This window comes from Candidatus Pseudothioglobus sp. uisw_142 (assembly GCF_059512465.1).
The window spans coordinates 642120-667831 of sequence record NZ_CM183452.1; the positions used below are offsets into that span (position 1 = coordinate 642120).

Genomic DNA, 25712 nt, shown 5'->3' on the forward strand with positions numbered 1-25712 from the left:
TTATGAGTGATTCAGATCAAAAACATAGACTAGGAAAAAGTTTTATCTTCCCTAAATCAGTGATGGACGATATTCATATCAAATCTGATTTGGGACGATACAGAATGAGAGGCTTCTCTTTATTTAAAAAGATTCCAACTTGGGATGACTTAACTTTTATGCCAGGAACTTTAACTCGTTTCGTTATTGAGGGTTATAGAGAGAAATGTTTGACTAAAACAATTATTGGACCAGAAGCTCCAAGACCGTTAGAGCTAGATATTCCAATCTACATTACTGGTATGAGCTTTGGAGCTTTGAGTTATGAAGCTAAAACAGCTTTGGCAAGAGGCGCAACAATGGCTGGAACTGCTACTTGTTCAGGTGAAGGTGGAATGATTCCAGATGAGAGGCGCTATTCAAGCAAGTGGTTTTATCAGTGTATCCAGTCTCGCTATGGGTTCAACCCTCAACATTTGCGTCTTGCTGATAGTGTTGAGTTCTTTATTGGACAAGGTTGCAAGGTTGGCTTGGGTGGCCACTTGATGGGTCAAAAAGTAACCGATCAAGTTGCTGAGATGCGTTCTTTACCTGCTGGTATCGATCAGCGCTCACCAGCAAGGCATCCAGACTGGCTAGGACCAGATGACTTGGCACTTAAAATCGAAGAGATTCGTGAAGCGACAGATGGACAGATCCCTATTCAATTAAAGCTAGGTGCTGCACGCGTATACGATGACGTTCGTATGGCTGCTAAAACTGGTTGTGATAGTATTTATATTGATGGTATGGAAGGCGGTACTGCTGCTGGACCACATATTGCAACAGAAGAAACGGGTGTTCCAGGAATTGCTGCCATTCGTCAAGCCCGAAACGCAATTGATGATGTCGGTATGACTGGCAGAATTTCACTCGTTTATGCTGGTGGAATTCGAAATGGTGGTGACGTTGCAAAAGCTGTCGCTTTAGGTGCTGATGCAGTTGCTATTGGTCACTCATCACTTATGGCACTTAATTGTAACAAAGATATTCCTGAAGCTGATTATCCTGCTGAAATGGGTGTTGAAGCTGGTGAGTGTTATCACTGTCATACCGGTCGCTGTCCTGTAGGTGTTGCGACTCAAGACCCAGAGCTTAGAAAGCGTCTGGACCCTGATGAAGCATCAGAAAGAGTCTATAACTTCCTTCATACACTAGCTATAGAAACGCAAATGATGGCTCGTGCTTGTGGCAAGACTAACATTCACTCTCTAGAGCCAGAAGACTTGGCTGCTTTGACAATGGAGGCTTCAGCATGTGCACAGGTACCTATTGCAGGATCACAGCACACAGTTGGTCGTCCTGATATGACACGCTTTTAAGGATAGGAGAAATTATGAGCAATAAAGAAGAAGAATTTGTAGTTGGAGCTGACGGCTTAGATACAGATCGCGAACAAATGATTGGTCAACATATCGGTTATCGATATGATGTAAACCTGGTTCCTGACCTTAAGTTTATTACACCTTTTTTGCAGAAGTACATTGACAAAATGGGCTGGAAGGACCTTAACTGGTTAGAGGACATCCACATGGGGTATGAGGGTGATCAAGCCGCTGTTTTTGATAGAAATATTAATGGTTGGGTTACTATTCCAGATAATATAAAACTGCCAAACAATCAACAAGAACGTGACATGATTGCTCGTGAACTGCTGGTTAAGTTTCAAATGTCTGAAAATCATCCAATGGTTGATCTCAATAACGCTTACCGTAAGTTCTAATTACTGTAAGTGATTTAAAAGGGGAAGTATCGAGAGACATAGTCTCTTTGAATCCTCTCCTTAGTTTATCGGCATCTCACCCCCTGAGGTGCTGAATAAACTAGAACTTTGATAGAGATATAGAATCTAACTCATTGCCTGGTGAGATTTTGAAATTGAGATTTTCTATATTCTATGTATACTCGATTATTATTACGTGGGGTTTTTAGTAAGTGAGAGTTTCAAATATTAGATATAACGGTGATTGTGAAACCTACCAAATACTTGGTGGTGAGGCAATCTCAATTGATTTAAAAAGTGGTGATTCAGTTGAAATAGTTGACGTTGAGGGTGATCAAAAGTGCAACGTTCTTGCATTTGATTCTAAAAAGTCATCCGCTTTATCTTCCCTTAACTGGAACTCAAAGCCAAAAAACAATTCAAATAAAATCTCTTCAGGTGATTGCTCTGAGATGCTGAAAGCAATCCTTAATGGTAAGAAAATAAAATCAAAAGAGCTTCAAGCTGCTGAGCTTTTTTCTGAGTCCAGTCCTGCAGATACGCGACAATCCTTTAATACTAATAATGACCTCTTGTGCGTCTTTGAAGCAGAGGGCGGTCCAATGCTAGTCGATCAACAAAATTCACCTACAGAAATTTTAATCAATGTCTCTCGTTCAAATCCAACGATTCCTTCTGAGCGTTTACCTGAACCATTAGCAAAACCAACAAAAGAGATTAGGGTTAAAGATAGCTCTGCAGTTGCCTATAAAGTGAAGGCGGGTGAGTACATTCAAATCATTGATGTCGAGGGCCAACAGTGCTCAGATTTTCAGGCATTTATAGAGGAAGACCTCAATAATAACTTGGAACTCTGCCTGGATCCAACTGTGACTCGCTCACAGATGTTAGCGAGTTATCCAGCACCTGGAACTCATGATAAATTTTATAATCAAAATTCAGTCCCTCTAGTTGAGGTCATTCAGGATACAGTGTGTAGGCATGATACATTTGGATTGGCCTGTAATGCTAAATATTATGAAGATCGCGGCTTCCCTGGACATATAAGCTGTACAGATAACTTTAACTCATCTCTAGAAGAGTTCGGCGTTGCTCCAAGGCGAAACTGGGCAGCTGTCAATCTCTTTTTTAATACCGCGATCGAAGAGTGCCACTCACTCAGCTCAGATGTCTCATGGTCAAGACCAGGAGATTACGTTTTATTAAGGGCTGTAGATGATTTGGTATGTGTATCTTCAGCATGTCCTGACGACACAACTTCCTCTAATGGCTGGAATCCTTCCGATATACATGTCAGGATTTACGATAAAACGAATAATTTTTCATCGGCAACGGCCTTTAGGCCTGATCCTCAATCAATACCTACTATGACTAAAGAAACTGGTTTTCATAAAAACACATCGAAACTAACCAAAAACTTCGATAACTATAACGGCTATTGGCTGCCACTCGAATACACCAATTTAGGTGCTATTAAGGAATACTGGCAAGCCAGAGAGGGGGTAGTCATGATTGATCTGGCTCCGCTCAGAAAGTTTGAGATTTATGGCCAAGACTCAGAGGTTCTCATGCAATATGCGATCACCAAAGATGTTCGCAAACTCGCAATTGGCCAGGTTGTTTATTCAGCTATGTGCTATGACAACGGGTGCATGATTGACGATGGAACGCTATTCCGTCTTGATGATAATAATTTTCGATGGATTGGTGGTTCTGATGATGGCGGTAAGCATCTCAGAAAAATTGCTGAGGATCGTGGACTAGATGTTCGGGTGAAATCCTCAACAGACCAGCTTCATAATGTTGCGGTTCAGGGCCCTAAGAGTCGCGAGACACTCTCTAAAATTATTTGGATACCTAAATTACAAACGACGATCGAAGACCTAAAATGGTTCCGATTTACGATTGGAAGGATTGGCGGAGAGTTTGGTATTCCAGTCATGGTTTCAAGAACCGGCTATTCAGGCGAGTTAGGTTATGAGGTTTTTGCTCATCCAAAAGATTGTGAGGCAGTTTGGGATGCAATTGCAGAGGCAGGTGAAGAGTTTGACATTTGTCCATTAGGACTGAATGCACTTGATATGCTTCGAATTGAAGCAGGATTAATCTTTGCTGGCTATGAGTTTTGCGATCAGACGGACCCGTTTGAAGCTGGCATAGCATTCACGGTACCTCTTAAGACAAAAGAGGATGATTTTTCTGGAAAAGAATCTTTAATTCTTCGTAAGAATTCACCACAAAGAGTCCTTGTTGGGTTAGAATTAGATACTAATGAAGTTGCGCTCCATGGTGATGGGGTGTATATTGGAAAACAACAAGTTGGAATTATTACAAGTGCAACACGTTCGCCGATACTTAAAAAGAACATTGCATTATGTCGAATTTCAGTTTTAGCGTCAGAGATTGACAATGAAGTTGAAGTAGGAAAGCTCGATGGACACCATAAGCGATTATCTGCAAAGGTGGTCCGCTTTCCATTTTATGATCCTGAAAAAACTCGAGTAAGAATGTAGTTATTTTTAGGCAAAAGAAAATCTTGGGTTTGTAATTATGCCTAAGGTTGAGAGTATGATTTTTTTTATCGGTATTTGATGGATGAGTCATTTTTAAAAATTAAATATTTTATGTAATGTATTTAATGTAACTATAAAGGAGAAGTAAATGAATAAATTTACAAGTAAAGTAGCTGCAGCTGCTTTGACGATGTCTTTAGCTTCTGTTTCAGGTCAAGCTGTTGCAGACTCTTCAAAGCCAATCGTTATTCCAACACATAACTGGTCAAGCCAAGTGGTAATGGCCTATGTTATTGGTGGTATTTTTGAAAGCATGGGTAACAATGTTGAATATGTTCCAGCTGATTCTCAAGCAGTTTATGAAGCGATTCGTAATGGAGACGTCACTATTTCACACGAAGTATGGCAGTCTGCGTTTGGCGCATCTTTCTATAATGCAATGGAGAAAGGCGGAATTATCGATGCTGGTAACCATGAAGCGATGACTCTTGAAGAAATGGGTGTCCCACAATGGGTTGTAGATGAAAACTTATGCCCAGGACTTCCAAACTGGGAAGCTCTTAAAGACTGTAAAGATGTCTTTGTTACAGCTGACTCAGGTGGTAAAGGTCGTTGGTTAGAAGGACCACAAAGTTGGCATGGTAACCTTATGCCAGAGCGTATTGCTGCTCTAGGTCTTGGCGATGACTACATGGTTAAGTTTGCGGGTGGTGCAGATGCACTATGGGCGGATTTAGCTGCTGCTAAGAAAGAAGGCCGTGGAACAATCGTCTTTAACTGGACTCCAAACTTTACAGATGCTGATGGATTTGCATTCATTGAATTCCCTGAGTACTATGATGGATGTAGAGTCGTTGATGGTGGTGATGGTGCTTGTGGATCTCCAAAAGGTTGGTTGAAAAAAGCAGCTAACTATAAGTTCCCTAAGACACATCCAGATGCTTACACAGCGTTCACAAAGATGTCTTTCTCAACAACTCATATTGGTCAAATGGCCGCACTTGTTGACGTTGATGGCATGAGCCATCAAGACGCTGCAGCTGCATGGCTTGCCGATAATCAGGATGTTGTATCAGCATTTAAATAAGGCTTATATAGCTTAGTCTTCTTAATTTATTAAGAAGTTTATAAATGTTTTAAATCTCTCCCCTGGGCTTACTCAGCTAGGGGAGATTTATTATGCCCTTTACTTAATACTAATATTCTTATCTAATAACATTAAGTAAGGTGATATTTTTTTGTATACTTTAACTATAAAGTTAATTTGGAAACTCATATGTCATCAGATACAACAATAAGTCCATCTAGTCACCCCGTTATTAAGTGTGACTCAGTCTATAAAATATTTGGTGAGAACGCAAAAAAATTACTCCAAGAGGCTAATGGTCAAGTTGATGCTCAAGAATTCCAGGATGCTGGTTGTGTAGTTGGTGTTAATAGCGCCTCTTTTGAGGTTCAGCGAGGTGAGATGCTGGTTGTAATGGGTCTATCAGGTTCAGGAAAATCAACGCTACTAAGATGTATATCCAGACTCACTGATACAACAGCAGGAAAGATTTATATTGATGGAGAAGATCTACTTTCATTGAACTCAAAAGAGCTTATCGAGCTGAGAAGAAACAAAATGGGGATGGTCTTCCAAAGTTTTGCGTTATTGCCTCACAAAACAGTTTTAGAAAATATTGCCTTTCCACTCCAAGTGAAAGGTAACAGCACTTCTGATAGCATGAAAAGAGCAATGGAAATGGTTGAGCTAGTTGGCCTTACAGGGCGAGAAAACTACTTTCCTAGAGAGCTATCAGGGGGCCAGCAACAAAGAGTAGGTATCGCAAGGTCTTTGGCTGTTGAGCCTGACATTTGGTTTCTAGATGAGCCTTTTTCGGCGCTAGATCCTCTCATTAGAAAAGAGATGCAGGATGAGTTTTTAAGGCTTCAAGGTGTTCTTAATAAAACCATTTTGTTTGTCACTCACGATTTCGATGAGGCGCTGCGCCTTGCTGATCGAATAGCCATTATGAAAGATGGGATTATTGAGCAGTTAGATACCCCGGCTAACATCGTTTTAAATCCTGCAACCGAGTATGTTCGAAAGTTCACTGAAGAAGTGCCTAGGGAAAAGGTGTTAAAAATTGAATCTGTGATGGATCCTGTTGGGAGCGCTGATGAGGAGTTAAGTAAACTTCAAGTTTCAAAAGATGCAATTATTGAGACTGTTGCTGAGGCGGTTTTAAGTGAGCAAAAGCCGGTAGCTGTTTTAGATGAGAATAATAAGGTTGTCGGCGTTTTAAATTGCTCAACTATTATCCATGTTCTTTTTGGTGACCGCTCAAGTTAAACGATATTTCAAATATTAAATGAAATGATGGACTATTTAAAAAACAATCCAAAACTTGTGCAATTTGGTATCGTTTTAATTGTATTTTTTATTCTGATGTCAATGACAGGAGAATATAAGGACATTATTTTGCTTCGGGATGGTTTTGCAAATAAAGTAAATTCTGGGGAAATCGATGCTATAGCCAGTTTTTCAGATTCATTTAGAATGATCCTAAGTGGTCAGCTACCCCCCCAGTTTATTAGGCTTCCCGAATTAAACTTTTTTAATCCAGTCACTAATACTTCAATTCTGTTCAAACTGATCGCCCTTGTAACTATTCTAGGTCTCCTCTTTAGAAACTATTTTACAACTACTAAAATAACGAGAGATTTGCCTATAGACTGGTTCAAGGAGAACTGGACAAAGCTTTTTGTATATATACCCGCTGGAGTCATTGTTGGCTTTCTGATTCTACCAACCCTTATGAACTGGTTTTTTGGGGACATTACGACAAGTAGCTTTTGGTCAATGAACCAAATCATTAATGACTCCGCTGAATTCGTCATGTATGAATGGTGGCCGGTTGAAATTTACGATCCAGAGATTGAAGATTATGACGATTCTGCAATGATTAAGGAGATCACTAGAGGCTTTTCTCGGTCTATTCTCTTTGCTATTGAGTTTATTCGTGAGATTCTATTAGGCGGCATTAAAACCATTGTTGCCTTTACAAGCTGGGACTGGTCTGATGCGAATGAATGGGCAGTTTGGCCAGCACTTCCTTGGACTGTTGTTTCCGCTTCAGCCATTATGATTGGCTATTATTTAAGTGGAAGAGGTTTGGCAATATTGGCTGCCTTTTCTACTATATATATCAGTGTTTTTGGTCAGTGGGAGCCTTCAATGGAAACACTCTCATTTGTTCTAGTTGCTGCCCCAGTTTCATTTATCTTGGGACTTGGCTTTGGTGTTTGGGCTTACAAGAGCAAAACCACCGAAACAGTGTTAATGCCTTTGCTAAACGTTGCTCAAACTATGCCTCATTTCTCTTACCTTGTCCCAGTGATGGTGTTCTTTGGTGTGGGTGATCATGCTGGCGCTATAGCAACGATTATATTTGCAACCCCTCCGATGATTAGGCTGACACTTCTGGGTTTAAAAAAGGTTTCTCCTGAAGTGCTTGATGCGGGGATGATGAGCGGCTGTAATAACTACCAACTGATGTCTAAAGTTTTAATTCCTACAGCTAGAAGAGATATTTTAATTGGCGTCAACCAGGTCATCATGCAGTGCTTGGCGATGGCGGTCATTGCGTCATTTATTGGAGCGAAAGGTTTAGGCTTTAATCTACTTCTTGCTCTAAATCAATTGAAAATAGGGCAAGCCCTTGAGCTTGGTATTTGTATTGTTCTTATTGCGGTCTTTTTAGATAAACTCTCTTTGGCCTGGGCTAATAAGCAGACTGACTACTTTGCCGACCTGCCTTTTATTGAAAGGCATAAGTATGCAGTATCCTTTGCCATCATTCTTGTCGTTGGAAGTTTACTGGCAATTCTTGGAACGTTTTTGTTTAAGGATGGAATCAATTATCTCTATATGATTCCTCACAACAAGGGCTACACATCTCAACTATTCTGGCAGTCTGGTGTTGACTGGATATGGGATACTTTTTTCTTCTCATTGCAGGGGTTTAATACTTGGTTAATTCAGGATGTCCTCATTCCGATGAAGACGGCTTACCTTTCAATGCCTGTTATAGCAACCTTTACTCTTGTCATGGGTGTTGGTTATATCATTGGTGGAATCAGGTCTGCTCTAATAGTGGGTGGCTTTTTACTTGTAATCGCTCTATTACAGTGGTGGGAAAGAGCTCTCATTACAGCTTATATGGCTAGCTTTGGCGTGATCGTTTCTGGCATCATTGGAATTACTGTGGGCACGCTCTGCGCCAGAAATAAAATAGCAAGTAAGATCATTTTGCTGGTTTGTGACACCTTTCAAACGTTCCCATCTTTTATCTATTTAATTCCAGTGATCATGCTGTTTGGAGTAACTGATACCTCAGTTTTGATTGCAGTGATTGTCTATGCAACGATTCCTGCGACAAGGTACACCGTTGAGGGCCTTAATAGTGTTCCTGATGCATTGCAGGATGCCGGCTCTATGTCTGGCGTTAATCGTATGCAAAGATGGCTCAAAATCGAGCTCCCTTTAGCTTTTCCTCATATTATGCTAGGACTCAATCAAACGGTTATTTTTGCCCTATTTATGGTGATTATTGGCGCAATGATTGGTACAGATGACTTAGGACAATTCATTCTTAAGGCTTTGTCTGACAGGCAAGGCATTGGAAACGGATTACTACTCGGTCTTTGTGTTGCTTTTATTGGGCTTGCAGTTGATCATCTCATTCAGACTTGGGCAACGAAGAGAAGGAAGCTACTGGGTATAGACTAGCTTCTATCCATATTCTAGTAGAGCCCTTTTAAATTCAAATCTAAGTGAAATTAATTACCAATTTCACGAATCATTCTGTTGATAATATCTACCCATAGATTTTTTAATTAGGGGTACAACAAATGAAGATTATTGATGGCAAGACACTTGCTGAAAATCTCAGAAAAAATATTGCTAACGAAGTGAAGCAGTACTCAAGACCTCCTGGTTTGGCGGTTTTACTCGTGGGCGATGATCAAGCTTCACAAGTCTATGTTAGAAATAAATCGAGAGCATGCGTTGAGGTTGGTTTTTATTCCGATCAAATCCATAAATCAGCAAACATTACTCAAGAGGAGCTGTTGTCAGAAGTTCAAAGGCTGAATGAAAATAATAACATTGATGGTATTTTGGTGCAACTTCCTTTGCCTTCTCACATTGATGCCAACGAGATTATTGAGGCTATTATTCCTGAAAAGGATGTAGACGGATTCAGCAGTGAAAATGTTGGTAAGCTCAGTCTAAATAAACCTTTTATTAGTCCTTGTACGCCTAAGGGCGTTATTAAAATGCTAGACTCTATCAAGTGCGATCTGAGAGGCAAAGACTGCGTCATTATTGGTGCATCCAATATTGTGGGAAGACCGATGGCGATGGAGTTCCTTAATGCGGGAGCGACTGTCCAGGTGTGTCATAAAGAAACTAAGGAAATTAAACAGAAAGCGAAGTCAGCCGACATTATTGTCGCTGCAGCCGGCGTGGCTAACCTTGTTAACAGTGAGTGGGTTAAAGAGGGCGCGGTCATTATTGATGTTGGCATCAATCGACTAGAGGATGGGTCGATGACGGGTGACGTTGATTTTGACGATGTTAAGGATACTGTCTCAGCTATCTCTCCAGTTCCTGGAGGCGTTGGACCGATGACGATTGCGGTTCTTCTTGAGAATACTTTAACGGCCTACCAAGCCAAGCTATAAGTCAGACCTAAAGTCTTTAAGGGTTTGCGCGATCCAGCGATGAAAGCAGTGGGTTGCACTATCCATGACGGGAGAGAACTTGCCGCCATCAAACATAAGGCCATTCCGGCCGCGCTGCATGCCTTCAACAACCCCAATATCTTCCTGAAATACAGTCTTCCAGAATGAAGCATTCTCATCGATCAGGGTATATAACTGCGGCATCTCCGAAGGATTCTTTGAGTAGTAAAGAGAGATATGCTCGATCGTCTTGTTGGTTGCAATCGGCTCAATAATGATGGAAAAAAAGTGGTCTCTGTGAACCCCTAAAAGGACGTTCGGATACAAAGCAATGTATTCACTCGTCTTATCCCATTTATTTGAGAGTCCATCAAAATCTGGGAACACTTTTCCATCTTCATTTTTAATTTGATTGTAGACGTGGGAGCCTTGTCCTGAGAAAGCGCCTATTTCTTCGATATGGTAGTGATCTTCAATACTTGATGTGACGTTGAGCTCAGGGTGTACCCATGGCAAATGGTAGCTCTCACAGTAGTTTTCAACGGCAAGCTTCCAGTTCGTCTCTAAGGTCAGTGAGAAAGACGATTTTTCACCGCCATGATAAATTGGCTTTTTAAATTCAGACCATCTTTCAATGACCTTGGAGGCGTAATCATTGAACGAAGGTGCTGTTCCTGAAATATTGACAAAAATAATGTCTTGCCAGACGTTAGATCTTATTTCAAATAAGCCCAGTTCTTGATTATTGATGGATTCATGTGAATTGGAATCAGTGCCTCCCACCATTGGAGTTGCGCATAGATCACCTTCAAGGTTATAGCACCAGCTGTGATAGGGGCAGCGAATTACGCCGCTAATGTTCCTAGGCTCCTCAATGAGTATCATTCCCCTGTGTCGACACGTATTTTGAAAGACATTGATCCGATTGTTTTCATCACGAACCATGATGAGCGGCATGCCAACAAAATGGATTGGTTTGACATCACCTATATTAGGTATATCTTTACCCGTTCCAATGGCTGACCAGTTGTCAAAAAGAATGGCTTTCTTTTCTTCCTCAAAAACTGCCTCGCTGACGTAATGCTCGTTAGGAAGGCCCTTCGCCTTATCGGTTGAAGTGAGAACTGAATCTAAGTTGCTAAGTGGAATGGAAGACACTATAAAAAATTAACTAAAAAACGATATGATACTATCGCTTAGATTAAATGAAAGACAATAAAATTCAATTAAAAAATTGAATATTTTTCAAGAAGTAGACTTTTAAATTTTAGATTTAGAAATGAGGAAATCTCTCAGCACTTTTACGTTATCAGGAAGAAGCTCTTCCTTCTCACTCATGATATAAATAGCTGAAGGTGCTGGGATTGAATTGTCTCCAAGAATCACTAACTCTCCGCTATCTATTTTAGGCTTACAGAGATGCTTCCAGCCCAACGCAATACCCATGCCGTCAGAAGCTGCCTGAAGGCCAATCATATAGTTATTGACGTGAATTCCAGGGGATATTTTTCCTTTGTATCCAAGAGCACTGAACCATGAAAACCAGTTCGACCAGTTCTTGTCTTTCGCTCTGAGATGAATAAGAGGAGCTTGAGCCAAATCTTCTATTGAAGGGTTTGGAAACTCCTTAGCATAACTAGGGCTACAAACTGGCACCAAGTCATCCTGAAAAAGGGTATGTTTTTGAGTCGACTCATTTTCAACAAAGCCATAACAAATCTTAAGATCAACGGCTACACCCTGAGAGTCAGGGTTGTCAGTGACATGCTGATTGACAGGAATTTCAGGATGCTGCTTCCAAAACTCAGCCAATCTCGGTGGCAACCATAAGAATGATACTGCTGTAGTTGCGCTAATAATGACCTCTTTGTCACTTGCAGAGCGCCTCAGGTTTGCAAGTGTTGAGGATACAGCAGTGAAGCTGCTCTGAAGCACAGCAAATAAAGATTCACCGTGATCCGTTAAATTATTACCATGATGTTTTCTGTCAAATAAGGAAAGACCCAGCTCAGTTTCAAGAAACTTAATTTGATGACTGACCGCACCTGGGGTGACGCCCAGCTCTTCAGCGGCACCTTTAAAACTCCTGTGACGTGCAGCGGTTTCAAATGTTGCTAGTGATGTGAGCGGTGGTAATTTATAGTATCTACGAGACATTGTTTTTTCCTAAATGTTGAATCCAAGTATACTTAGTTTTTAAATTTTATGTTCAAATTGAGCCTTTTAATCCATTTTAACCATTAATATTTACTATAATTAACCGAAGTCAATAGGTATAGAAAAGGCTTTATTTATAAGGCTTTTGTTAATAATAACAAAATAACAGATCCCCTTGAAATGTATGTGAGAAAGTATATTATCTTTTTTTATAGGGTATTAGAATTATTTTCACTTCGATTTGAATTTTTTAACCATTAACTACTTTCAATTTATTGATAATAATGATAACGAAAAAGGGGTTACTTTTTATACTTTAAATAAATCATCTTAAGGAGATTAAATATGTCTTTACCAAGTCAAGCTGAATACGTCATTGCTGGTGCAGGAATTCACGGATTATCAACAGCATGGAGGCTAGCTGAACGCTTAACTGAGAAGGGAGAAAGTATTGATGGTCGCATTGTTATCATTGATAAAGCAGACAGAGTAGCCGCTGGTGCAACGGGTATTGCATGCGGCGTAGTTAGAAATAATTACTTTCAACCTGCAATGCGCAAATTGATGGCTCACTCAGTCAGCATTTGGGAAAGCGATCCTGAGGCTTTTAGTTATCATGCAAATGGTTACATGCAAATCTCATGCGAAAAAATGAGAGATGACGTCAGACAGATTCACACTGAGCAAGCTGCAATTGGATATGAAAGCGTCTTTATCGAAGGCGAAGAAGAGTCACGAGACTATATGCTTAATCTTTTTGATGACTGGCAAGCTGAAGGCATTACTTCAGTTCTTCATGAAAAGCCGGGCGGCTATGCGAACAACGTTAAAGCAATGGAAGGACTCTCGAAGAAAGTTTTAGACCTTGGAGTCACTGTTGTCCTTAACACTGAAATTACAGGTTTTGAAACAGAGGGGGCAGGGCAAAGCGTTACTGCTGTCAATACTGATAAAGGAACCATTCAGTGCGATAACTTAATCGTAGGCGCTGGGCCATGGGTCCGTGATTTCTGGAACATGATTGGCCTTCCTTCTCAAATCGAGCTGAAAGATTTAAATGGAGATCTTCACGAAAACATCGATATGTGGCGCTTTTGGCAGTTAGAAGAAGGCGTTTTAGAGGTTCCACCAGAGACATTAACGACGAACGATGGAAAGATTCCACCCGTCCTTCACGTTGATACAGATGCACCTTTATATTCAACGGTTGACGGCTCATTGATTACAGATCAACTCTGGGGTATCTACTACAAGCCTGACTGGGGCTTTGGTGGTATACAAGGCGGCGCATCACCTTACACTGTTGATACGCCTGTTAATGAGGTTGCGATTGATCCTTATGGACCTGAAAGCAAAGAGTTTACTGCTAGTAAAGACTTCCCTGAAATGTGGGTCTCAGCTCTTGCTCATTGCCATAAAAGATTTGAAGGCATGATGCCTCACTATCATAAGGAGCCTTCAGGCGGCATTGGATGCTTTACGCCAGATAGTTTCCCAGTTATTGATACCTTTAATAATAACGTCACAATCATTGCGGACAGTAATCATGGTTACAAGATGTTGGGCGTTGGATGTCTAGTTGCTGAAGAGCTATTAGGAGAAAAACAAGAGCTTCTAGAACCATTTAGATTTAGCCGCTTCAAAGAAGGTAAACTTCACCCAGTATCGAATAGTCCTTATCCTTGGAGTTAAACTGTGAGCAAGACAAAATATTCTGCCTTTAAGGTATTAAAAGAAGCATTAACGGGCCATAAAGGCTGGGAGCCGACCTGGCGAGATGCTGAACCAAAGGCTGACGGCTATGACGTTGTTATTGTTGGCGGAGGTGGCCATGGATTGGCGACTGCCTATTATCTTGCAAAAAATCACGGAATAACTAACGTAGCTGTCATTGAAAAAGGCTGGATTGGTGGTGGTAATGTCGGTAGAAATACAACCATTATTCGCTCAAACTATTTGCTTCCAGGTAACGAGCCCTTTTATGAATTGTCAATGCAGCTCTGGGAAAACCTAGAGCAAGACTTGAACTACAATGCGATGGTCTCTCAACGCGGAATCATGAACCTTATTCATTCTGATGCTCAGAGAGACGCTTTCATTAGGAGGGGTAACGCGATGCTTTTTGCAGATGCGGGCTGTGAATTTATTGAAGCGAAAGAAGTTAAAGAGAGATACCCATTCTTAGATATGGATAACCCTAGATTCCCAATTAAAGCAGCGCTTGCTCAGCCTCGCGGCGGAACAGTAAGGCATGACGCGGTTGCATGGGGATACGCGAGAGGGGCGAGCGACCTTGGCGTTGACATTATTCAGAACTGTGAGGTCACTGGCTTTAATATTGAGAACGGAAAGTGTTTAGGTGTTAAGACGACTAAAGGCGACATTAAATCTGGCAGAGTTGGTGTTTGTGTGGCAGGCTCATCCGGAAGAGTAATGGCAAAAGCAGGCATTAAATTGCCGATTGAAAGCCATGTTCTCCAGGCTTTTGTAACTGAGGGCTTGAAGCCGGTTATGGATAACGTCATTACTTTTGGTGCAGGTCACTTCTACTGCTCTCAGTCTGACAAGGGAGGCCTTGTATTCGGCGGCGATATAGATGGCTACAACACCTATGCGCAGAGAGGAAACTTACCGGTTGTCGAGGATGTCTGCTCTGGCGGTATGGCGATTATGCCATCGATTGGTCGAGCCAGGCTTCTTAGAATGTGGGGCGGAATCATGGACATGTCTATGGACGGATCTCCATTCATTGACAACACAGAGGTTGAAGAGTTGTTCTTTAATGGTGGCTGGTGTTACGGCGGCTTTAAGGCGACTCCTGCGAGCGGATTCTGTTATGCCCATTTATTGGCAACGAGTGAGTCACATGAGGTTGCTACAGCTTACAAACTGGATCGATTTAGGCGCGGCGCTATTATTGATGAGAAGGGCGTTGGCGCTCAACCAAACTTACACTAAGGAGGACGTAAAATGATCATTAATCATCCATTACTAGGTCCTCGAGATTCAGAAGAATTTGTCTACCTGGGGTCGACTGACCTCATTAATAGGCCCACTAATTGGGAAGACGAAGCCTCAGCTGAGGACTTCTATCAGTATCAGTACATCAGAGAAAATATCGCTGGTGATCATCAAGAGCTTTGGTATCACGAGCAGGGCGATCAGTCTTGGCTGGTTGTAACTAGGAACACTTTATCACATGAGATTACAAAGGTTGAGCTTGCTCAAGATGTCTCAAGATCAATGGGACGCGGAAAATGAGTCAAACACATAGACAAGACGGTGGTCTCATAGACCAAAAGAAAACGCTAACCTTTACCTTTAACGGTCAAATCTTAAGAGGGTACGAGGGAGACACTCTAGCATCCGCACTGCTTGCCAACAACAAGCACTTGGTTGGAAGGTCCTTTAAGTACCACCGTCCACGCGGAATCGTTACGGTTGGCTCTGAAGAGCCAAACGCTATCATGGAGATCGGAAGCGGTGCACACAAGGAGCCCAACACGCGCGCAACTGTGACTCAGCTTTATAATGGTTTAGAGGCGAATAGCCAAAATCATAGAGGACCTCTCGGTTTTGATTTAATGGCGATCACTGACTTTTTATCACCGCTGCTTGGAGCTGGCTTCTACTACAAGACATTTATGTGGCCTAAGGCTTTTTGGGAAAAGATCTATGAGCCAGCCATTCGTAATTCAGCCGGTCTCGGAACACTCTCTAAAGAACCAGATCCTGACACCTATGACAAAGGGTTTCGTTACTGCGATATTTTAATTATTGGAGCCGGCGCAACTGGCCTGTCTGCTGCACTGACAGCTGCAAGCTCAGGCGCTAAGGTGATTCTGGCTGATGAGGACTTCCTGATGGGAGGCCGCTTAAATACTGAAACGGCTAAGATTGATAATATCAAAGGTAGCGCGTGGGCAAAGAGTGCCGTTAAAAAACTCAGCGCAATGGATAACGTCACCTTGATGTCAGATACTACTATCTTTGGTGTCTACGACCACGGAATATATGGTGCTCTAGAAAACAGATCGTCAGAGTCTAGAACGAATAGTAATAAACCGAGACAGGTCAACTGGCGAATTTATGCGAAAAAATCAATTCTATGTGCGGGCGCCATTGAGCGCTCAATCGCCTTTGGAAACAATGATCGCCCAGGCATTATGCTTGCCGGTGCGGTGAGGGCTTATATGAATCGATTTGCGGTTGCAACGGGCAACAAAGTCACGGTCTACACAAACAATGATGACGGCTGGCAAACAGCCAAAGATTTAAGGTCTAAGGGCGTTAATATTGTTGCGGTCATTGATTCGCGCTCTATCAGCCCAGTGATACCAATTCAAGGCGCTGAAATCTTTATGGGTACCGATGTTGTCGATACCAAAGGCAGAAGGGCACTGAAGTCCATTACGCTTTCAAATGGCAAAACCCTTGACACCGACTCACTAGCTGTTTCGGGCGGATGGAATCCAAACCTACATTTAACCTGTCACCACAGAGGGATACCGAAATGGAATGAAGAGATTGCCTCTTTTATTCCAGATGAGGCGACGCCTCCTGGAATGAGCGTTGCGGGAAGAGCAAAAGGAACCATGGTTCTCTCTGATGCGATGAAAGAGGGTCACGATTTAGGTTCGAGTGTTGCCTTAGAATTAGGCTACAAAGCCGCAGACCTTAAGGCTGCATCAACGCCAGCGGTTGCCTACAATGTGGTCGCTAACTGGGGCGTTGAAAGCGGCAAGAATCGCGCTTGGGTTGACTTCCAGAATGATGTCACCGCGAAAGATGTTCGCTTAGCGAACCAAGAAGGATTTAAGTCGGTTGAGCACGTCAAGCGCTACACAACGCTTGGCATGGCAACGGACCAAGGCAAAACCGCTAACGTTTTAGGTATCGGCATCATGGCTGAGAACATGGGTCAGACTATGGAGGAGACTGGAACAACCATTTTCAGGCCGCCATACTCTCCTGTTGCAGTTGGTGCATTTGCTGGAAGAAGAAGAGGGATGGAGTTCTATCCAACAAGGTACACACCGAGCCACAAGTGGTCTGAAGAGCAGGGCGCTGTGTTCGTTGAGGTTGGGATGTGGTATCGCTCGCAGTGGTTCCCTCAGCCGGGTGAGACGCACTGGCGTCAGTCCGTTGATCGTGAGGTCATTAAGACGCGCGCTTCTGTCGGCATCTGTGATGTCACAACACTTGGAAAAATTGATATTAAAGGATCAGACGTCTCTGAATTCTTGAACAAGGTTTATGTCAACGCTTTTGCGAAGCTGCCCGTTGGAAAGACACGGTACGGCCTGATGCTTAGAGAAGACAGCATGGCGATGGATGATGGAACAACAGCAAGACTCGCTGAAGATCACTTCGTGATGACAACGACGACTGCTAACGCGGTCAGTGTTTATCGTCACCTTCAGTTCTGTCACCAGGTGCTATGGCCTGATCTCGATGTCCACATGATTTCAGTGACTGAGCAGTATGCTCAGTACGCAGTCGCAGGACCTAACTCTCGTAATCTATTAGAAAAGATTGTTGACCCCGAGCACGATATTTCAAATGAAGCGTTCCCTTTCATGGGGGCAGGCGCAATCACAGTTTGTGGCGGCATCCCTGCAAGACTTTTTAGGATCTCTTTCTCGGGCGAACTGGCCTACGAAATTGCGGTTCCAACGCGTTACGGTGATGCTCTCATGAGAGCAATGATGCATGCAGGCGAAGAGTTTGATGTCGTTCCATATGGAACTGAGGCGCTTGGCGTCATGAGAATTGAAAAGGGGCACGCAGCGGGACCAGAACTAAACGGTCAGACGAGTGCTTATGATCTTGGAATGGGCGGTATGGTCTCAGGTAAAAAAGACTTTATCGGTTACAAGTTAGGTCAAAGAGAAGAGCTACTCAGGAATGATCGTATGCAGATGGTTGGCTTCAAGCCGGTGAACAAAAATGCTTTAGTTGATAAAGGTCACTCAATGGCTGGTGCACATCTCCTCGGACTCAGAGAAGAAGCGACCACGCACAATGACCAGGGCTGGATTTCTTCGTCGATCTACTCACCGATGCTGGGCTGTTATATTGGCCTCGGATTTATTAAAGATGGACTGAATAGAAAGGGTGAGTTCGTTCGCGCCGTTGATTTAGTTAGAAATAGTGATATAGAGGTTGAGATTTGTAGTCCACACTTCTATGATCCTGAAGGAGGGCGTCTACGTGTCTGATTACGAATTATTGCCAGAGTCACCGCTAGGTGGCGTCGAGATAGAGATGGATGGCTTCAATATCACTGAGGTGACTGACAAGTCTCTCGTGATGGTTGCACTTCCAAGAGAGAAGTTTAGTGAGGTTGAGTCTTCAATCGATAAGTCTTGCGGTCTTAAGCTCCCAGAAATGGAGCGCTCAACCCTTTCAAAGGACTCTTCGATTATGCTCTGGCGTCTGCAAAAGAACCAAGTTTTAGCCTACTTTACTTATGAAGGTAATGACGCAGAAGCTCACTTATCTAGCCGTTTATCTGCGCCAGCATACTATACGGATCAGTCCGATACCTGGGCTATGATTAGGGTTGGTGGTCAGAGAAGTAGAGACGTGCTTGAGAGAATCTGCCCAATCGATATAAGTCTAGAAGCGTTTCCTGTCGGCGGTGTATCGAGGACAATCATGGAGCATATAGGGACAATCATCTATAGAGATGGCGACGATTCCTACGTTCTATTAACGATGCGATCATTTGGACGCTCTATGCTTCACGCTATTGAAGTATCTGCTGAAAACGTTTTATAAATAAAGAAGCTGTAGATTTTTGTAATATCAATTTACAGTTTCGTTATCAAAGTTGTAGGGTGAGTCATCCTTGTTGTATTCTGCGACTCCCTCTTTCACTTTGACACCGTTCTCATAGAAGGTATATTTTCCTGAAGGCTTTCCGTGCTGAAACATAATTTCTGATTCAAGTTGTCCCTCTTCATTCCAAACTCTAGATAGCCCGTGAAGTAAATCACTCTTGTAATTGTCCTGCTGAATCACGAGTCCAAATTCAGTCCAAGCGGTGAGCTCACCTTCAATTTTGTCATCTATATAGAAGCATTCTGAGGCTTTCTGCCCTATGGGATACCAATACGTTTCTCTGCCGTTCTTCTTACCGTCTCTATAGGTAGTTACTTGCTTCATGTCATTGAATAGCTTCTGACTATGTTCTCCATCTTTCATCAGGTCACTATACTCCATTCTTTCTTTTCACAAAGCTCAACTCCAGCATCAACACTGTCACAATATAGTTCTTGACCCTTTTCATTTCCAAGGATAGAAGACATGGTGAGCGTCCACAGCATTACTATCCAGAGAAAGAAACTAAAAACAGTTGTGATAATGGAGTCTACTATTGATAAAAGCCAAACCATTAGCTATGCACAAAGGCTAGAAAGATCACACTTGCTAAGATGTTAAAGAGTATCCAAATGACAAATTTTTTATTGATCTTCATTTTGTAAGTCTAGACTAGCTTTCCATCCTTGAAGTTTTCTTGAGCAATAATCTGACCATTTTCATCCCACTTCGTCCAGAGGCCTTCTTTCTTTTCTTTTCTATAGTTGCCTTGTTCCCATTTCTGACCATTTTTATGCCAAGTAACCCATAGGCCCTCATACAGGCCATTTATATCAATACTCTCTTTCATCTTCTGACCACTCTCGTACCAGTAATTGTGTTTTCCGTGCCATACATTCTCTTTGTATGACTCCTGGCTTTTAATCTGTCCATTTTCATACCACTCCGTCCAGACGCCTTCCTTCTTGCCATTCATCCAAAGGCCTTCGGATAGCTTCTGTCCGGACGCATAGCGGTGCGTTTCTATTTCATTTTTTGTGTCAATTTTCATAATCGAATTATATTTCAATATAAACTAATGCTTAATGAATATTGAGTGTTAGTTTTATGGACAGTTATGATTATGTCATCGTTGGTGCTGGCTCTGCAGGGTGCGTTCTTGCAAACAAGCTTGGTGAAGACAAGAAGCATCGAATCTTAGTCTTGGAAGCAGGACCAATGGACTCCAACCTAATGATCCATATACCCGCTGGCGTCTATAAGGCTTATCGAAACCCAAAGACCAACTGGAACTACTTAACGGAGAATGAGCCAGAGCTCTTTAATCGAAAGGTTCCAATGCCAAGAGGTAAGGTGGTTGGCGGGTCATCCTCAATCAACTCAATGGTATATATGCGCGGTCACCCGCTCGACTATGACCGATGGCAATCGGAGTGCGGATTAAAAGAGTGGTCTTATGATCAGTGCCTTCCTTACTTCAAAGAGGGCGAGAGTTCGGATCGTGGTGAAGATGAATGGCGAGGGGGTAGCGGTAATCTTGGCGTCTCGAAGGGCTCTTTTGAAAACCCACTATTTGATGCGTTTGAGGAGGCTGGGCGTCAGTCTGGACAGGGCTACTCTGAGGACCTTAATGGCTATAACCCTGAGGGCATCGCAAGGCTTGACGCCACAAGAAAGCACGGAAGAAGATGCAGCGCTGCTGTGGCGCATCTCAGGCCTGCCCTTGCAAGGGGGAACGTAACGCTTCTCACCAAATCTCAGGTTCTCAAAATTAATATGACCGATAACTCAGTAAGCGGAGTGACCTTTAAGCACAGAGGGGAGACACGCTCAGTTAAGGCCAATAATGAGGTGATACTCTCGGGCGGCGCTATTAACTCACCTCACCTACTGATGCTCTCTGGTATTGGTCCAGAAAAACACCTCAAAGAGCACGGTATTGATGTCAATGTTGATCTGCCTGGTGTCGGTCAAAACCTCCAAGACCATTCTTGCGTCATACTTCAATACGCCTGTAAAAAAAGTTTTCCAATTCACAAGGTCAACCAGCCGCATCGAAAGTTAGCAACAGGAATTAAGTGGGTCTTTACGAAAAAGGGGATTGGAGCTTCAAATATATGGGAGGCTGGTGGACTTATCAGAAGTAGCTCAAAGGCGGCATACCCCGACATTCAGTATCACTTTGGCCCAGTAGGCTTTGAATATAAAGACAATAAAATCTCTTTATTACAAGCCTTTGCCATTCATGTTGATCAGCTCAGGCCGAGGAGTAGGGGAGAGGTCACTCTGAAATCGGCAGACCCGCTCGAAAAACCATTAATGACCTTTAATTATTTGCAACATCCAGAAGACTTGGCCGAAATGTTATGCGGCGTCAAAAAGGCGCGTGAGCTTATCTCGCAGAAGGCATTTGATGAGTATCGGGGAGAGGAGTTAATACCTGGCCCTGAGGTTGAATCAGATGATGACTTAGTGAAGTTTATTAGAGATGTTGCGGAGACAGACTATCACCCAAGCTGCTCATGTTCGATGGGAAATAGCAAGATGGCGGTGGTTGATGAGCAGATGAAGGTTCATGGAGTTAAGAATCTTCGCGTTATTGATGCGTCAGTGATGCCTCAAATTATATCAGGCAATTTAAATGCACCTACCCAAATGATAGCTGCTCGCGCTGCAGATATGATTTTAGGGAAAGAGCAACTTAATCCTATAAAGGCATCCTTTGCCTTTGATGACTAGCCTGTCATTTTTTTATACCGCCCCACTCTAAGTGCTTGAATGGAAATTGCAGGAAGAGCGGTCAAAACAAAAAAAACTGAAGCGGCTGCAACAATACTTGGTCCAGCTGGAGTGTCCCACTAAAGCGAGGCAAATTGTAATTAGTTTGCAAATTACAATCTAAAGCTAATATGTTTGCTTTGCTAAGCTGAGATATTCTTTGTTCACGATTTCATTATTAACAAAAAGAATTGCACATATGTGTGATTCTTTTTTTTCACTACTAAGCTTACAGGCATTTAAGGCATCCCGCTCTGCAACTATTTTATGTGCGCTATTATATGAAAATCCCCAGTAACTTGAGACATCCTTAATATCTTTTGGATTATAGGCAAAAACAAGAGCTTTATTGAACTGCAAAGTCAAGTATTTGCGATACCAAATATTACAGCTTTTGTTGTATCGATTGTTTGTAATATTAAAAAACTCATTAAGACTCTTTGTGTTAATAATCCCACCTAAGTAAGTAGAAAAATAATCAGGCGATGTTTCTCTATAAAATTTTGGTTTATTAACATTCTTTGCGCATAATGCTTTTTTATGCACAGTTGTGATTTTGCTTTCGTCATTATCCTTATCATTTGCGTTTTTTTTGTTACTGCTAGAGTCACTACTGCTAGAGTCACTACTGCTAGAGTCACTACTGCTAGAGTCACTACTGCTAGAGTCACTACTGCTAGAGTCACTACTGCTAGAGTCACTACTGCTAGAGTCACTACTGCTAGAGTCACTACTGCTAGAGTCACTACTGCTAGAGTCACTACTGCTAGAGTCACTACTGCCAATATCGAAAGATAAATTCAACGAGCTCATAGCCATAGCTGAGTTAGAAAAATATATACAAAATATTAAAAAAATAAGTATTTTTTTCATAATTACATTCACACAACATAAAACTTCTAAATGAGATTATTTGAAAAAAATTAATAATTTTTTTACATTATTAATCTCAAAACCCCGCCAAATTAACATTTTTAAAGTTTAAAGTCAAATAATTGTGAATAACTTGTTCGAGTTTCATGTTCGGTTTCTTATCAATTAGCATGAGTAAAGATTAATGAATTTGTTATATAATTATCTCTCTTTATAAGCTATAAATTTATATTCTATTTAATTAAAAATTTTATATTCTTAACTTAATTGAGCAATATTATGAAAAATATTAGGAATTACTCAACGAAAGAAAAGATCTTAATCAGCTTTTCTTTCTGGCCAACCTTGTTAATTGGTATCGCCTTAGGGCTGACAATTGCTCTTTTGATGTTGCAAAACCCTCAGCCAATCTATCTATTAATTTCTCAAATAAAGTTCATTGTTGTGGTTTTAGTTGTTCTTGGGGTTCTAACAAGAGGAGTCAGTATTTATCTTTGGAGGAAATATGATTGGAGTTTTACTTCAAACCTTAAATAATTAAGATGAAAAAATCTTTCACTTTAATCGAACTCCTTATTGTTGTAGCAATTATTGGCATTCTTGCTGGCGTTGGAATACCAATGTATAACGGCTATATGATTTCAGCAAAGATCGAAAGTGCAAAAACAAACCACACAAATGTGAAGAGTTTTGTTGCAGCTTCAATTACAAAATGTTCTTCAGGGTCTGACTCTGTAGTCATGGGGACATCGAGTACGTCATGTAAGAAATCTACATTAAAATTCTGTGAAGATTTTGCACCCTACTTAAATTCTATATCCAGCAACCCATATAACTTTATGTTGCCAGGTCAAAGTACTAGTAAATCTGTTGTTTGCACCTCTGGCAACCCATATCTTGGAATTACCAATATTTATGCAGAAACGCCTGGAAATACTATAACTATTATTACCAACATTGGTGACAAGGATGGTGGCAATGCTTACACCTCTAAAGAATCCATTGTTAAGGAGTAGCATCAAAAAAGGGTTCGCATTAATTGAGCTTCTCATTGTGGTAGCTATCATAAGCGTTTTAGTTACAATTGGTGTTCCCATGTACCAAGGATATATAGCTCAAGCTCAAGAAACCAAGCTAGCAGAGACTTGCAGTAATGTAAGGGCGGACATTGAATCTGCTATACTTTATTGCAAACTTTACCCAGATAAGACATTACCAATACTTTCCACAACTAAAAAAACGCCTTGCTCTTGGGGAGGCAATGGTATCGCACTTTACATGTATCAAAAACATACTGCTATTGCTAAAACAATTTCACACCCTGAAGGTTGGGGCGATATTTCTGTAGTAGGTTTCAATAAGAGTGGTACGCCATTTCGTGGAGGGGCTGGTCTACTTGCAAATGGTTATCCAGTAGCTATTAAGTATGTAAATAGTAATCAAGATTATAAATACGTCGAACTGACATGTAATGACTTTTATAATCCACCTCACGAAGTCACTGTTTATAATTTTGAGCGTGAGTATACGAATTAAATCGAATGAATACTCATTATTCATTCAAGAATTATTCTAAATAAAATGAAAAGACTTAAAAAAAGCTTTACCTTGATTGAGCTTCTTATAGTAGTTGCTATCATTGGTATTCTTGCGGGTATTGGTATTCCGATGTATAACGGCTATGTTCAACAATCAAAGATTGCAACTGTACAAAGTAATTTCGATGAATTTGTTAAGTTTATGAAGTTAAAAATGATTAGCTGTGAAATTTCAGATACTATCGAGCTTCATACTGGAGATGGCTTTAAAAATGTCCAATGTCCAAACAGTGCCTGGGAAATGGCATGGTCTTTAACAAGTCATTTTCAAAATGAAAATTGGTTAATGGTATATCCAGATGAGTGGTATGCGAAATATACTCCTTACGTTGTTCACGTAAGAAATGATCCTGGCGGAAAAAAGGTTTGCAATGCTTCAATGGCAGGGTATATATGTATAGATATGATCAAAGGCTCTGGAAAAAATATAGCGATCTGGGCAGTGACAACCAATGATGAAACGGTTCCTAACAGGATTCTTAGTGAAAATATATCTTGGAAAAGATAAATATACAAAAAACAAATATACGTGTATATTAGGTTCACTATGAAATAGAAAATCATATGAAAATGAAAAAAATTCTTATATCTTTAATATTTCTATTTGGGTTGACTTCTGTAACAAATATGGCTGTTGCAGATTTTAACGATGGATGGAACGCTTTTCTCGAAGAAGATTACAAAGCTGCCTCAAAGGAGTGGAGGGCGCTTGCTGAAAGTGGAGATGCCAAATCTCAAACTAACTTGGGCATTCTTTACTATAACGGCAAAGGAGTTCTCAAAGATTATGATAAGGCTTTTGAGTGGTTAAAGAAAGCTGCTGAACAGGGCGAAGCTGAGGCGCAATTTATCTTAGGAGAAATATACATTGAAGGGAAGGGAGCTCTCAAGTCATTCAAAAATGCCAAGTATTGGATTCAGTTAGCATATGAAAACGGCTTCAATCGTGCTGAAGATGTCTGGAATGAATATGAATTATGGAAGTTTTAAAAAAAAACTTTAAATAATCTAAAAAGTTTCACTTTAATTGAACTCCTCATTGTTGTAGCAATCATTGGCATTCTCGCTGGTGTCGGTATTCCTATGTATAACGGCTATATGGCGGATGCTAAAATCAATGCTTCAAAAGCGAACCACGCTGCTATTAACAGCTTTATTGCTTCTACTCTTACCCGATGCAGTGCTGGCGCTTCAAAAGTATTATTGCCAGGTTATAAGGACATATATTGCGCCTGGAGTGCTTATGATATTTCAGTGGAAATGGTGAAATATTTTAGAGATTATGCAAACTTTACAAATCCATATTGGCCTGATGGAAGTTACAATGGAGTTTTTTCTACAAATAACAGTTATCCAATCTTAGGTGCTTCAAATATAAGTGGTAAAGATAATAATATAAATAGCAATCAAAAAAAAATATTCATCTCTACAAATGTTGGTGATGGAAAAGGGGGTAATGTTTATTTAAGGGCTACTTTAGTCAAGGAGTAGATATAA

25 protein-coding genes are annotated in these 25712 nt (G+C 41.3%); 19 read left to right on the forward strand and 6 right to left on the reverse strand.

Annotation, left to right across the window (positions count from 1 at the left end; translation table 11 throughout):
* The first annotated feature begins 2 nt into the window (after positions 1-2).
* The 7 genes from AC5YGB_RS03275 (at position 3) to folD (ending at position 9984) form a co-directional block, all read left to right on the forward strand.
* On the forward strand, positions 3-1340 hold the full coding sequence (locus tag AC5YGB_RS03275; RefSeq protein ID WP_020025842.1) for an FMN-binding glutamate synthase family protein: 1338 nt from the start codon (positions 3-5) through the stop codon (positions 1338-1340).
* Between the two features lie 14 nt (positions 1341-1354).
* Complete coding sequence (locus AC5YGB_RS03280) at positions 1355-1741, forward strand: hypothetical protein (protein WP_020025841.1); 387 nt, start codon at positions 1355-1357, stop codon at positions 1739-1741.
* Positions 1742-1953: 212 nt separating this feature from the next.
* Entirely contained in the window at positions 1954-4254 is a 2301-nt protein-coding gene (locus tag AC5YGB_RS03285; RefSeq protein ID WP_496137810.1) for a DUF1989 domain-containing protein, read from the forward strand.
* Between the two features lie 148 nt (positions 4255-4402).
* Entirely contained in the window at positions 4403-5341 is a 939-nt protein-coding gene (locus AC5YGB_RS03290) for an ABC transporter substrate-binding protein (protein ID WP_020025222.1), read from the forward strand.
* 189 nt (positions 5342-5530) lie between these two features.
* The gene (locus AC5YGB_RS03295; protein WP_496137811.1) at positions 5531-6589 is read left to right on the forward strand and encodes a betaine/proline/choline family ABC transporter ATP-binding protein; all 1059 of its coding nucleotides are present in this window, start codon (positions 5531-5533) and stop codon (positions 6587-6589) included.
* Positions 6590-6613: 24 nt separating this feature from the next.
* Positions 6614-9028 (forward strand): ABC transporter permease subunit, encoded by a 2415-nt coding sequence (locus AC5YGB_RS03300; RefSeq protein ID WP_496137812.1) that lies wholly within the window; start codon positions 6614-6616, stop codon positions 9026-9028.
* A 122-nt stretch (positions 9029-9150) separates the two neighbouring features.
* Complete coding sequence (gene folD, locus AC5YGB_RS03305; RefSeq protein WP_496137813.1) at positions 9151-9984, forward strand: bifunctional methylenetetrahydrofolate dehydrogenase/methenyltetrahydrofolate cyclohydrolase FolD; 834 nt, start codon at positions 9151-9153, stop codon at positions 9982-9984.
* On the opposite strand, the gene AC5YGB_RS03310 is transcribed toward folD, so the two are convergent.
* A complete protein-coding gene (locus tag AC5YGB_RS03310) occupies positions 9979-11142 on the reverse strand; it encodes an SRPBCC family protein (RefSeq protein ID WP_496137814.1) in 1164 nt (387 codons plus the stop codon). The two genes, folD and AC5YGB_RS03310, sit on opposite strands and share 6 nt — an antisense overlap.
* Positions 11143-11244: 102 nt before the next feature.
* A complete protein-coding gene (locus AC5YGB_RS03315) occupies positions 11245-12141 on the reverse strand; it encodes a LysR substrate-binding domain-containing protein (protein WP_020024182.1) in 897 nt (298 codons plus the stop codon).
* A gap of 345 nt (positions 12142-12486) precedes the next feature.
* Between AC5YGB_RS03315 and AC5YGB_RS03320 the strand changes: the two genes are divergently transcribed.
* The 5 genes from AC5YGB_RS03320 to AC5YGB_RS03340 are packed head-to-tail and all read left to right on the forward strand — an operon-like array spanning position 12487 to position 18924.
* Complete coding sequence (locus tag AC5YGB_RS03320) at positions 12487-13833, forward strand: FAD-dependent oxidoreductase (protein WP_496137815.1); 1347 nt, start codon at positions 12487-12489, stop codon at positions 13831-13833.
* 3 nt (positions 13834-13836) lie between these two features.
* The gene (locus tag AC5YGB_RS03325; protein WP_020025835.1) at positions 13837-15099 is read left to right on the forward strand and encodes a sarcosine oxidase subunit beta family protein; all 1263 of its coding nucleotides are present in this window, start codon (positions 13837-13839) and stop codon (positions 15097-15099) included.
* A 12-nt stretch (positions 15100-15111) separates the two neighbouring features.
* Complete coding sequence (locus AC5YGB_RS03330) at positions 15112-15402, forward strand: sarcosine oxidase subunit delta (protein ID WP_020025834.1); 291 nt, start codon at positions 15112-15114, stop codon at positions 15400-15402.
* Positions 15399-18362: a sarcosine oxidase subunit alpha family protein gene (locus AC5YGB_RS03335; protein WP_496137816.1), complete on the forward strand. Its 2964-nt coding sequence runs from the start codon at positions 15399-15401 to the stop codon at positions 18360-18362. The genes AC5YGB_RS03330 and AC5YGB_RS03335 overlap by 4 nt, the downstream gene beginning before the upstream one ends.
* On the forward strand, positions 18355-18924 hold the full coding sequence (locus tag AC5YGB_RS03340; protein ID WP_496137817.1) for a sarcosine oxidase subunit gamma: 570 nt from the start codon (positions 18355-18357) through the stop codon (positions 18922-18924). The genes AC5YGB_RS03335 and AC5YGB_RS03340 overlap by 8 nt, the downstream gene beginning before the upstream one ends.
* 27 nt (positions 18925-18951) lie before the next feature.
* Here the strand turns inward: AC5YGB_RS03340 and AC5YGB_RS03345 are convergent, their stop codons facing one another.
* The 3 genes from AC5YGB_RS03345 to AC5YGB_RS03355 all read right to left on the reverse strand — a co-directional run bounded on the left by AC5YGB_RS03345 (position 18952) and on the right by AC5YGB_RS03355 (position 20017).
* Complete coding sequence (locus AC5YGB_RS03345; RefSeq protein WP_496137818.1) at positions 18952-19368, reverse strand: toxin-antitoxin system YwqK family antitoxin; 417 nt, start codon at positions 19366-19368, stop codon at positions 18952-18954.
* The gene (locus tag AC5YGB_RS03350; protein WP_496137819.1) at positions 19350-19541 is read right to left on the reverse strand and encodes a hypothetical protein; all 192 of its coding nucleotides are present in this window, start codon (positions 19539-19541) and stop codon (positions 19350-19352) included. The genes AC5YGB_RS03345 and AC5YGB_RS03350 overlap by 19 nt, the downstream gene beginning before the upstream one ends.
* 92 nt (positions 19542-19633) lie before the next feature.
* Positions 19634-20017, reverse strand: a complete 384-nt coding sequence (locus AC5YGB_RS03355) for a toxin-antitoxin system YwqK family antitoxin (protein ID WP_496137820.1) — start codon at positions 20015-20017, stop codon at positions 19634-19636.
* Between the two features lie 56 nt (positions 20018-20073).
* Between AC5YGB_RS03355 and AC5YGB_RS03360 the strand changes: the two genes are divergently transcribed.
* Positions 20074-21705: a choline dehydrogenase gene (locus tag AC5YGB_RS03360; protein WP_496137821.1), complete on the forward strand. Its 1632-nt coding sequence runs from the start codon at positions 20074-20076 to the stop codon at positions 21703-21705.
* A gap of 165 nt (positions 21706-21870) precedes the next feature.
* Here AC5YGB_RS03360 and AC5YGB_RS03365 read toward each other — a convergent pair whose 3' ends face one another.
* Positions 21871-22557 (reverse strand): hypothetical protein, encoded by a 687-nt coding sequence (locus AC5YGB_RS03365; protein WP_496137822.1) that lies wholly within the window; start codon positions 22555-22557, stop codon positions 21871-21873.
* Positions 22558-22896: 339 nt separating this feature from the next.
* Between AC5YGB_RS03365 and AC5YGB_RS03370 the strand changes: the two genes are divergently transcribed.
* The 6 genes from AC5YGB_RS03370 to AC5YGB_RS03395 all read left to right on the forward strand — a co-directional run bounded on the left by AC5YGB_RS03370 (position 22897) and on the right by AC5YGB_RS03395 (position 25706).
* A complete protein-coding gene (locus AC5YGB_RS03370; protein WP_496137823.1) occupies positions 22897-23154 on the forward strand; it encodes a hypothetical protein in 258 nt (85 codons plus the stop codon).
* A gap of 5 nt (positions 23155-23159) precedes the next feature.
* Positions 23160-23633, forward strand: coding sequence for a prepilin-type N-terminal cleavage/methylation domain-containing protein (locus AC5YGB_RS03375; RefSeq protein ID WP_496137824.1), 474 nt, complete (start codon positions 23160-23162; stop codon positions 23631-23633).
* Entirely contained in the window at positions 23596-24153 is a 558-nt protein-coding gene (locus AC5YGB_RS03380; RefSeq protein ID WP_496137825.1) for a prepilin-type N-terminal cleavage/methylation domain-containing protein, read from the forward strand. The genes AC5YGB_RS03375 and AC5YGB_RS03380 overlap by 38 nt, the downstream gene beginning before the upstream one ends.
* A gap of 45 nt (positions 24154-24198) precedes the next feature.
* Positions 24199-24723: a prepilin-type N-terminal cleavage/methylation domain-containing protein gene (locus AC5YGB_RS03385; protein ID WP_496137826.1), complete on the forward strand. Its 525-nt coding sequence runs from the start codon at positions 24199-24201 to the stop codon at positions 24721-24723.
* Positions 24724-24785: 62 nt separating this feature from the next.
* Complete coding sequence (locus tag AC5YGB_RS03390; RefSeq protein WP_496137827.1) at positions 24786-25205, forward strand: tetratricopeptide repeat protein; 420 nt, start codon at positions 24786-24788, stop codon at positions 25203-25205.
* A 48-nt stretch (positions 25206-25253) separates the two neighbouring features.
* Complete coding sequence (locus tag AC5YGB_RS03395) at positions 25254-25706, forward strand: hypothetical protein (RefSeq protein ID WP_496138009.1); 453 nt, start codon at positions 25254-25256, stop codon at positions 25704-25706.
* Positions 25707-25712: the final 6 nt, after the last annotated feature.

Excerpts from the sequence above, each read along its gene's own strand:
- AC5YGB_RS03275 (WP_020025842.1), top strand. The coding sequence starts at position 3 with ATGAGTGATTCAGATCAAAAACATAGACTAGGAAAAAGTTTTATCTTC.
- AC5YGB_RS03295 (WP_496137811.1), top strand. The coding sequence starts at position 5,531 with ATGTCATCAGATACAACAATAAGTCCATCTAGTCACCCCGTTATTAAG.
- AC5YGB_RS03335 (WP_496137816.1), top strand. The coding sequence starts at position 15,399 with ATGAGTCAAACACATAGACAAGACGGTGGTCTCATAGACCAAAAGAAA.
- AC5YGB_RS03390 (WP_496137827.1), top strand. The coding sequence starts at position 24,786 with ATGAAAAAAATTCTTATATCTTTAATATTTCTATTTGGGTTGACTTCT.
- AC5YGB_RS03300 (WP_496137812.1), top strand. The coding sequence starts at position 6,614 with ATGATGGACTATTTAAAAAACAATCCAAAACTTGTGCAATTTGGTATC.
- AC5YGB_RS03385 (WP_496137826.1), top strand. The coding sequence starts at position 24,199 with ATGAAAAGACTTAAAAAAAGCTTTACCTTGATTGAGCTTCTTATAGTA.
- AC5YGB_RS03360 (WP_496137821.1), top strand. The coding sequence starts at position 20,074 with ATGGACAGTTATGATTATGTCATCGTTGGTGCTGGCTCTGCAGGGTGC.
- folD (WP_496137813.1), top strand. The coding sequence starts at position 9,151 with ATGAAGATTATTGATGGCAAGACACTTGCTGAAAATCTCAGAAAAAAT.
- AC5YGB_RS03370 (WP_496137823.1), top strand. The coding sequence starts at position 22,897 with ATGAAAAATATTAGGAATTACTCAACGAAAGAAAAGATCTTAATCAGC.
- AC5YGB_RS03280 (WP_020025841.1), top strand. The coding sequence starts at position 1,355 with ATGAGCAATAAAGAAGAAGAATTTGTAGTTGGAGCTGACGGCTTAGAT.
- AC5YGB_RS03375 (WP_496137824.1), top strand. The coding sequence starts at position 23,160 with ATGAAAAAATCTTTCACTTTAATCGAACTCCTTATTGTTGTAGCAATT.
- AC5YGB_RS03365 (WP_496137822.1), bottom strand. The coding sequence starts at position 22,557 with ATGAGCTCGTTGAATTTATCTTTCGATATTGGCAGTAGTGACTCTAGC.
- AC5YGB_RS03355 (WP_496137820.1), bottom strand. The coding sequence starts at position 20,017 with ATGAAAATTGACACAAAAAATGAAATAGAAACGCACCGCTATGCGTCC.
- AC5YGB_RS03380 (WP_496137825.1), top strand. The coding sequence starts at position 23,596 with ATGCTTACACCTCTAAAGAATCCATTGTTAAGGAGTAGCATCAAAAAA.
- AC5YGB_RS03290 (WP_020025222.1), top strand. The coding sequence starts at position 4,403 with ATGAATAAATTTACAAGTAAAGTAGCTGCAGCTGCTTTGACGATGTCT.
- AC5YGB_RS03330 (WP_020025834.1), top strand. The coding sequence starts at position 15,112 with ATGATCATTAATCATCCATTACTAGGTCCTCGAGATTCAGAAGAATTT.
- AC5YGB_RS03315 (WP_020024182.1), bottom strand. The coding sequence starts at position 12,141 with ATGTCTCGTAGATACTATAAATTACCACCGCTCACATCACTAGCAACA.
- AC5YGB_RS03320 (WP_496137815.1), top strand. The coding sequence starts at position 12,487 with ATGTCTTTACCAAGTCAAGCTGAATACGTCATTGCTGGTGCAGGAATT.
- AC5YGB_RS03345 (WP_496137818.1), bottom strand. The coding sequence starts at position 19,368 with ATGGAGTATAGTGACCTGATGAAAGATGGAGAACATAGTCAGAAGCTA.
- AC5YGB_RS03350 (WP_496137819.1), bottom strand. The coding sequence starts at position 19,541 with ATGGTTTGGCTTTTATCAATAGTAGACTCCATTATCACAACTGTTTTT.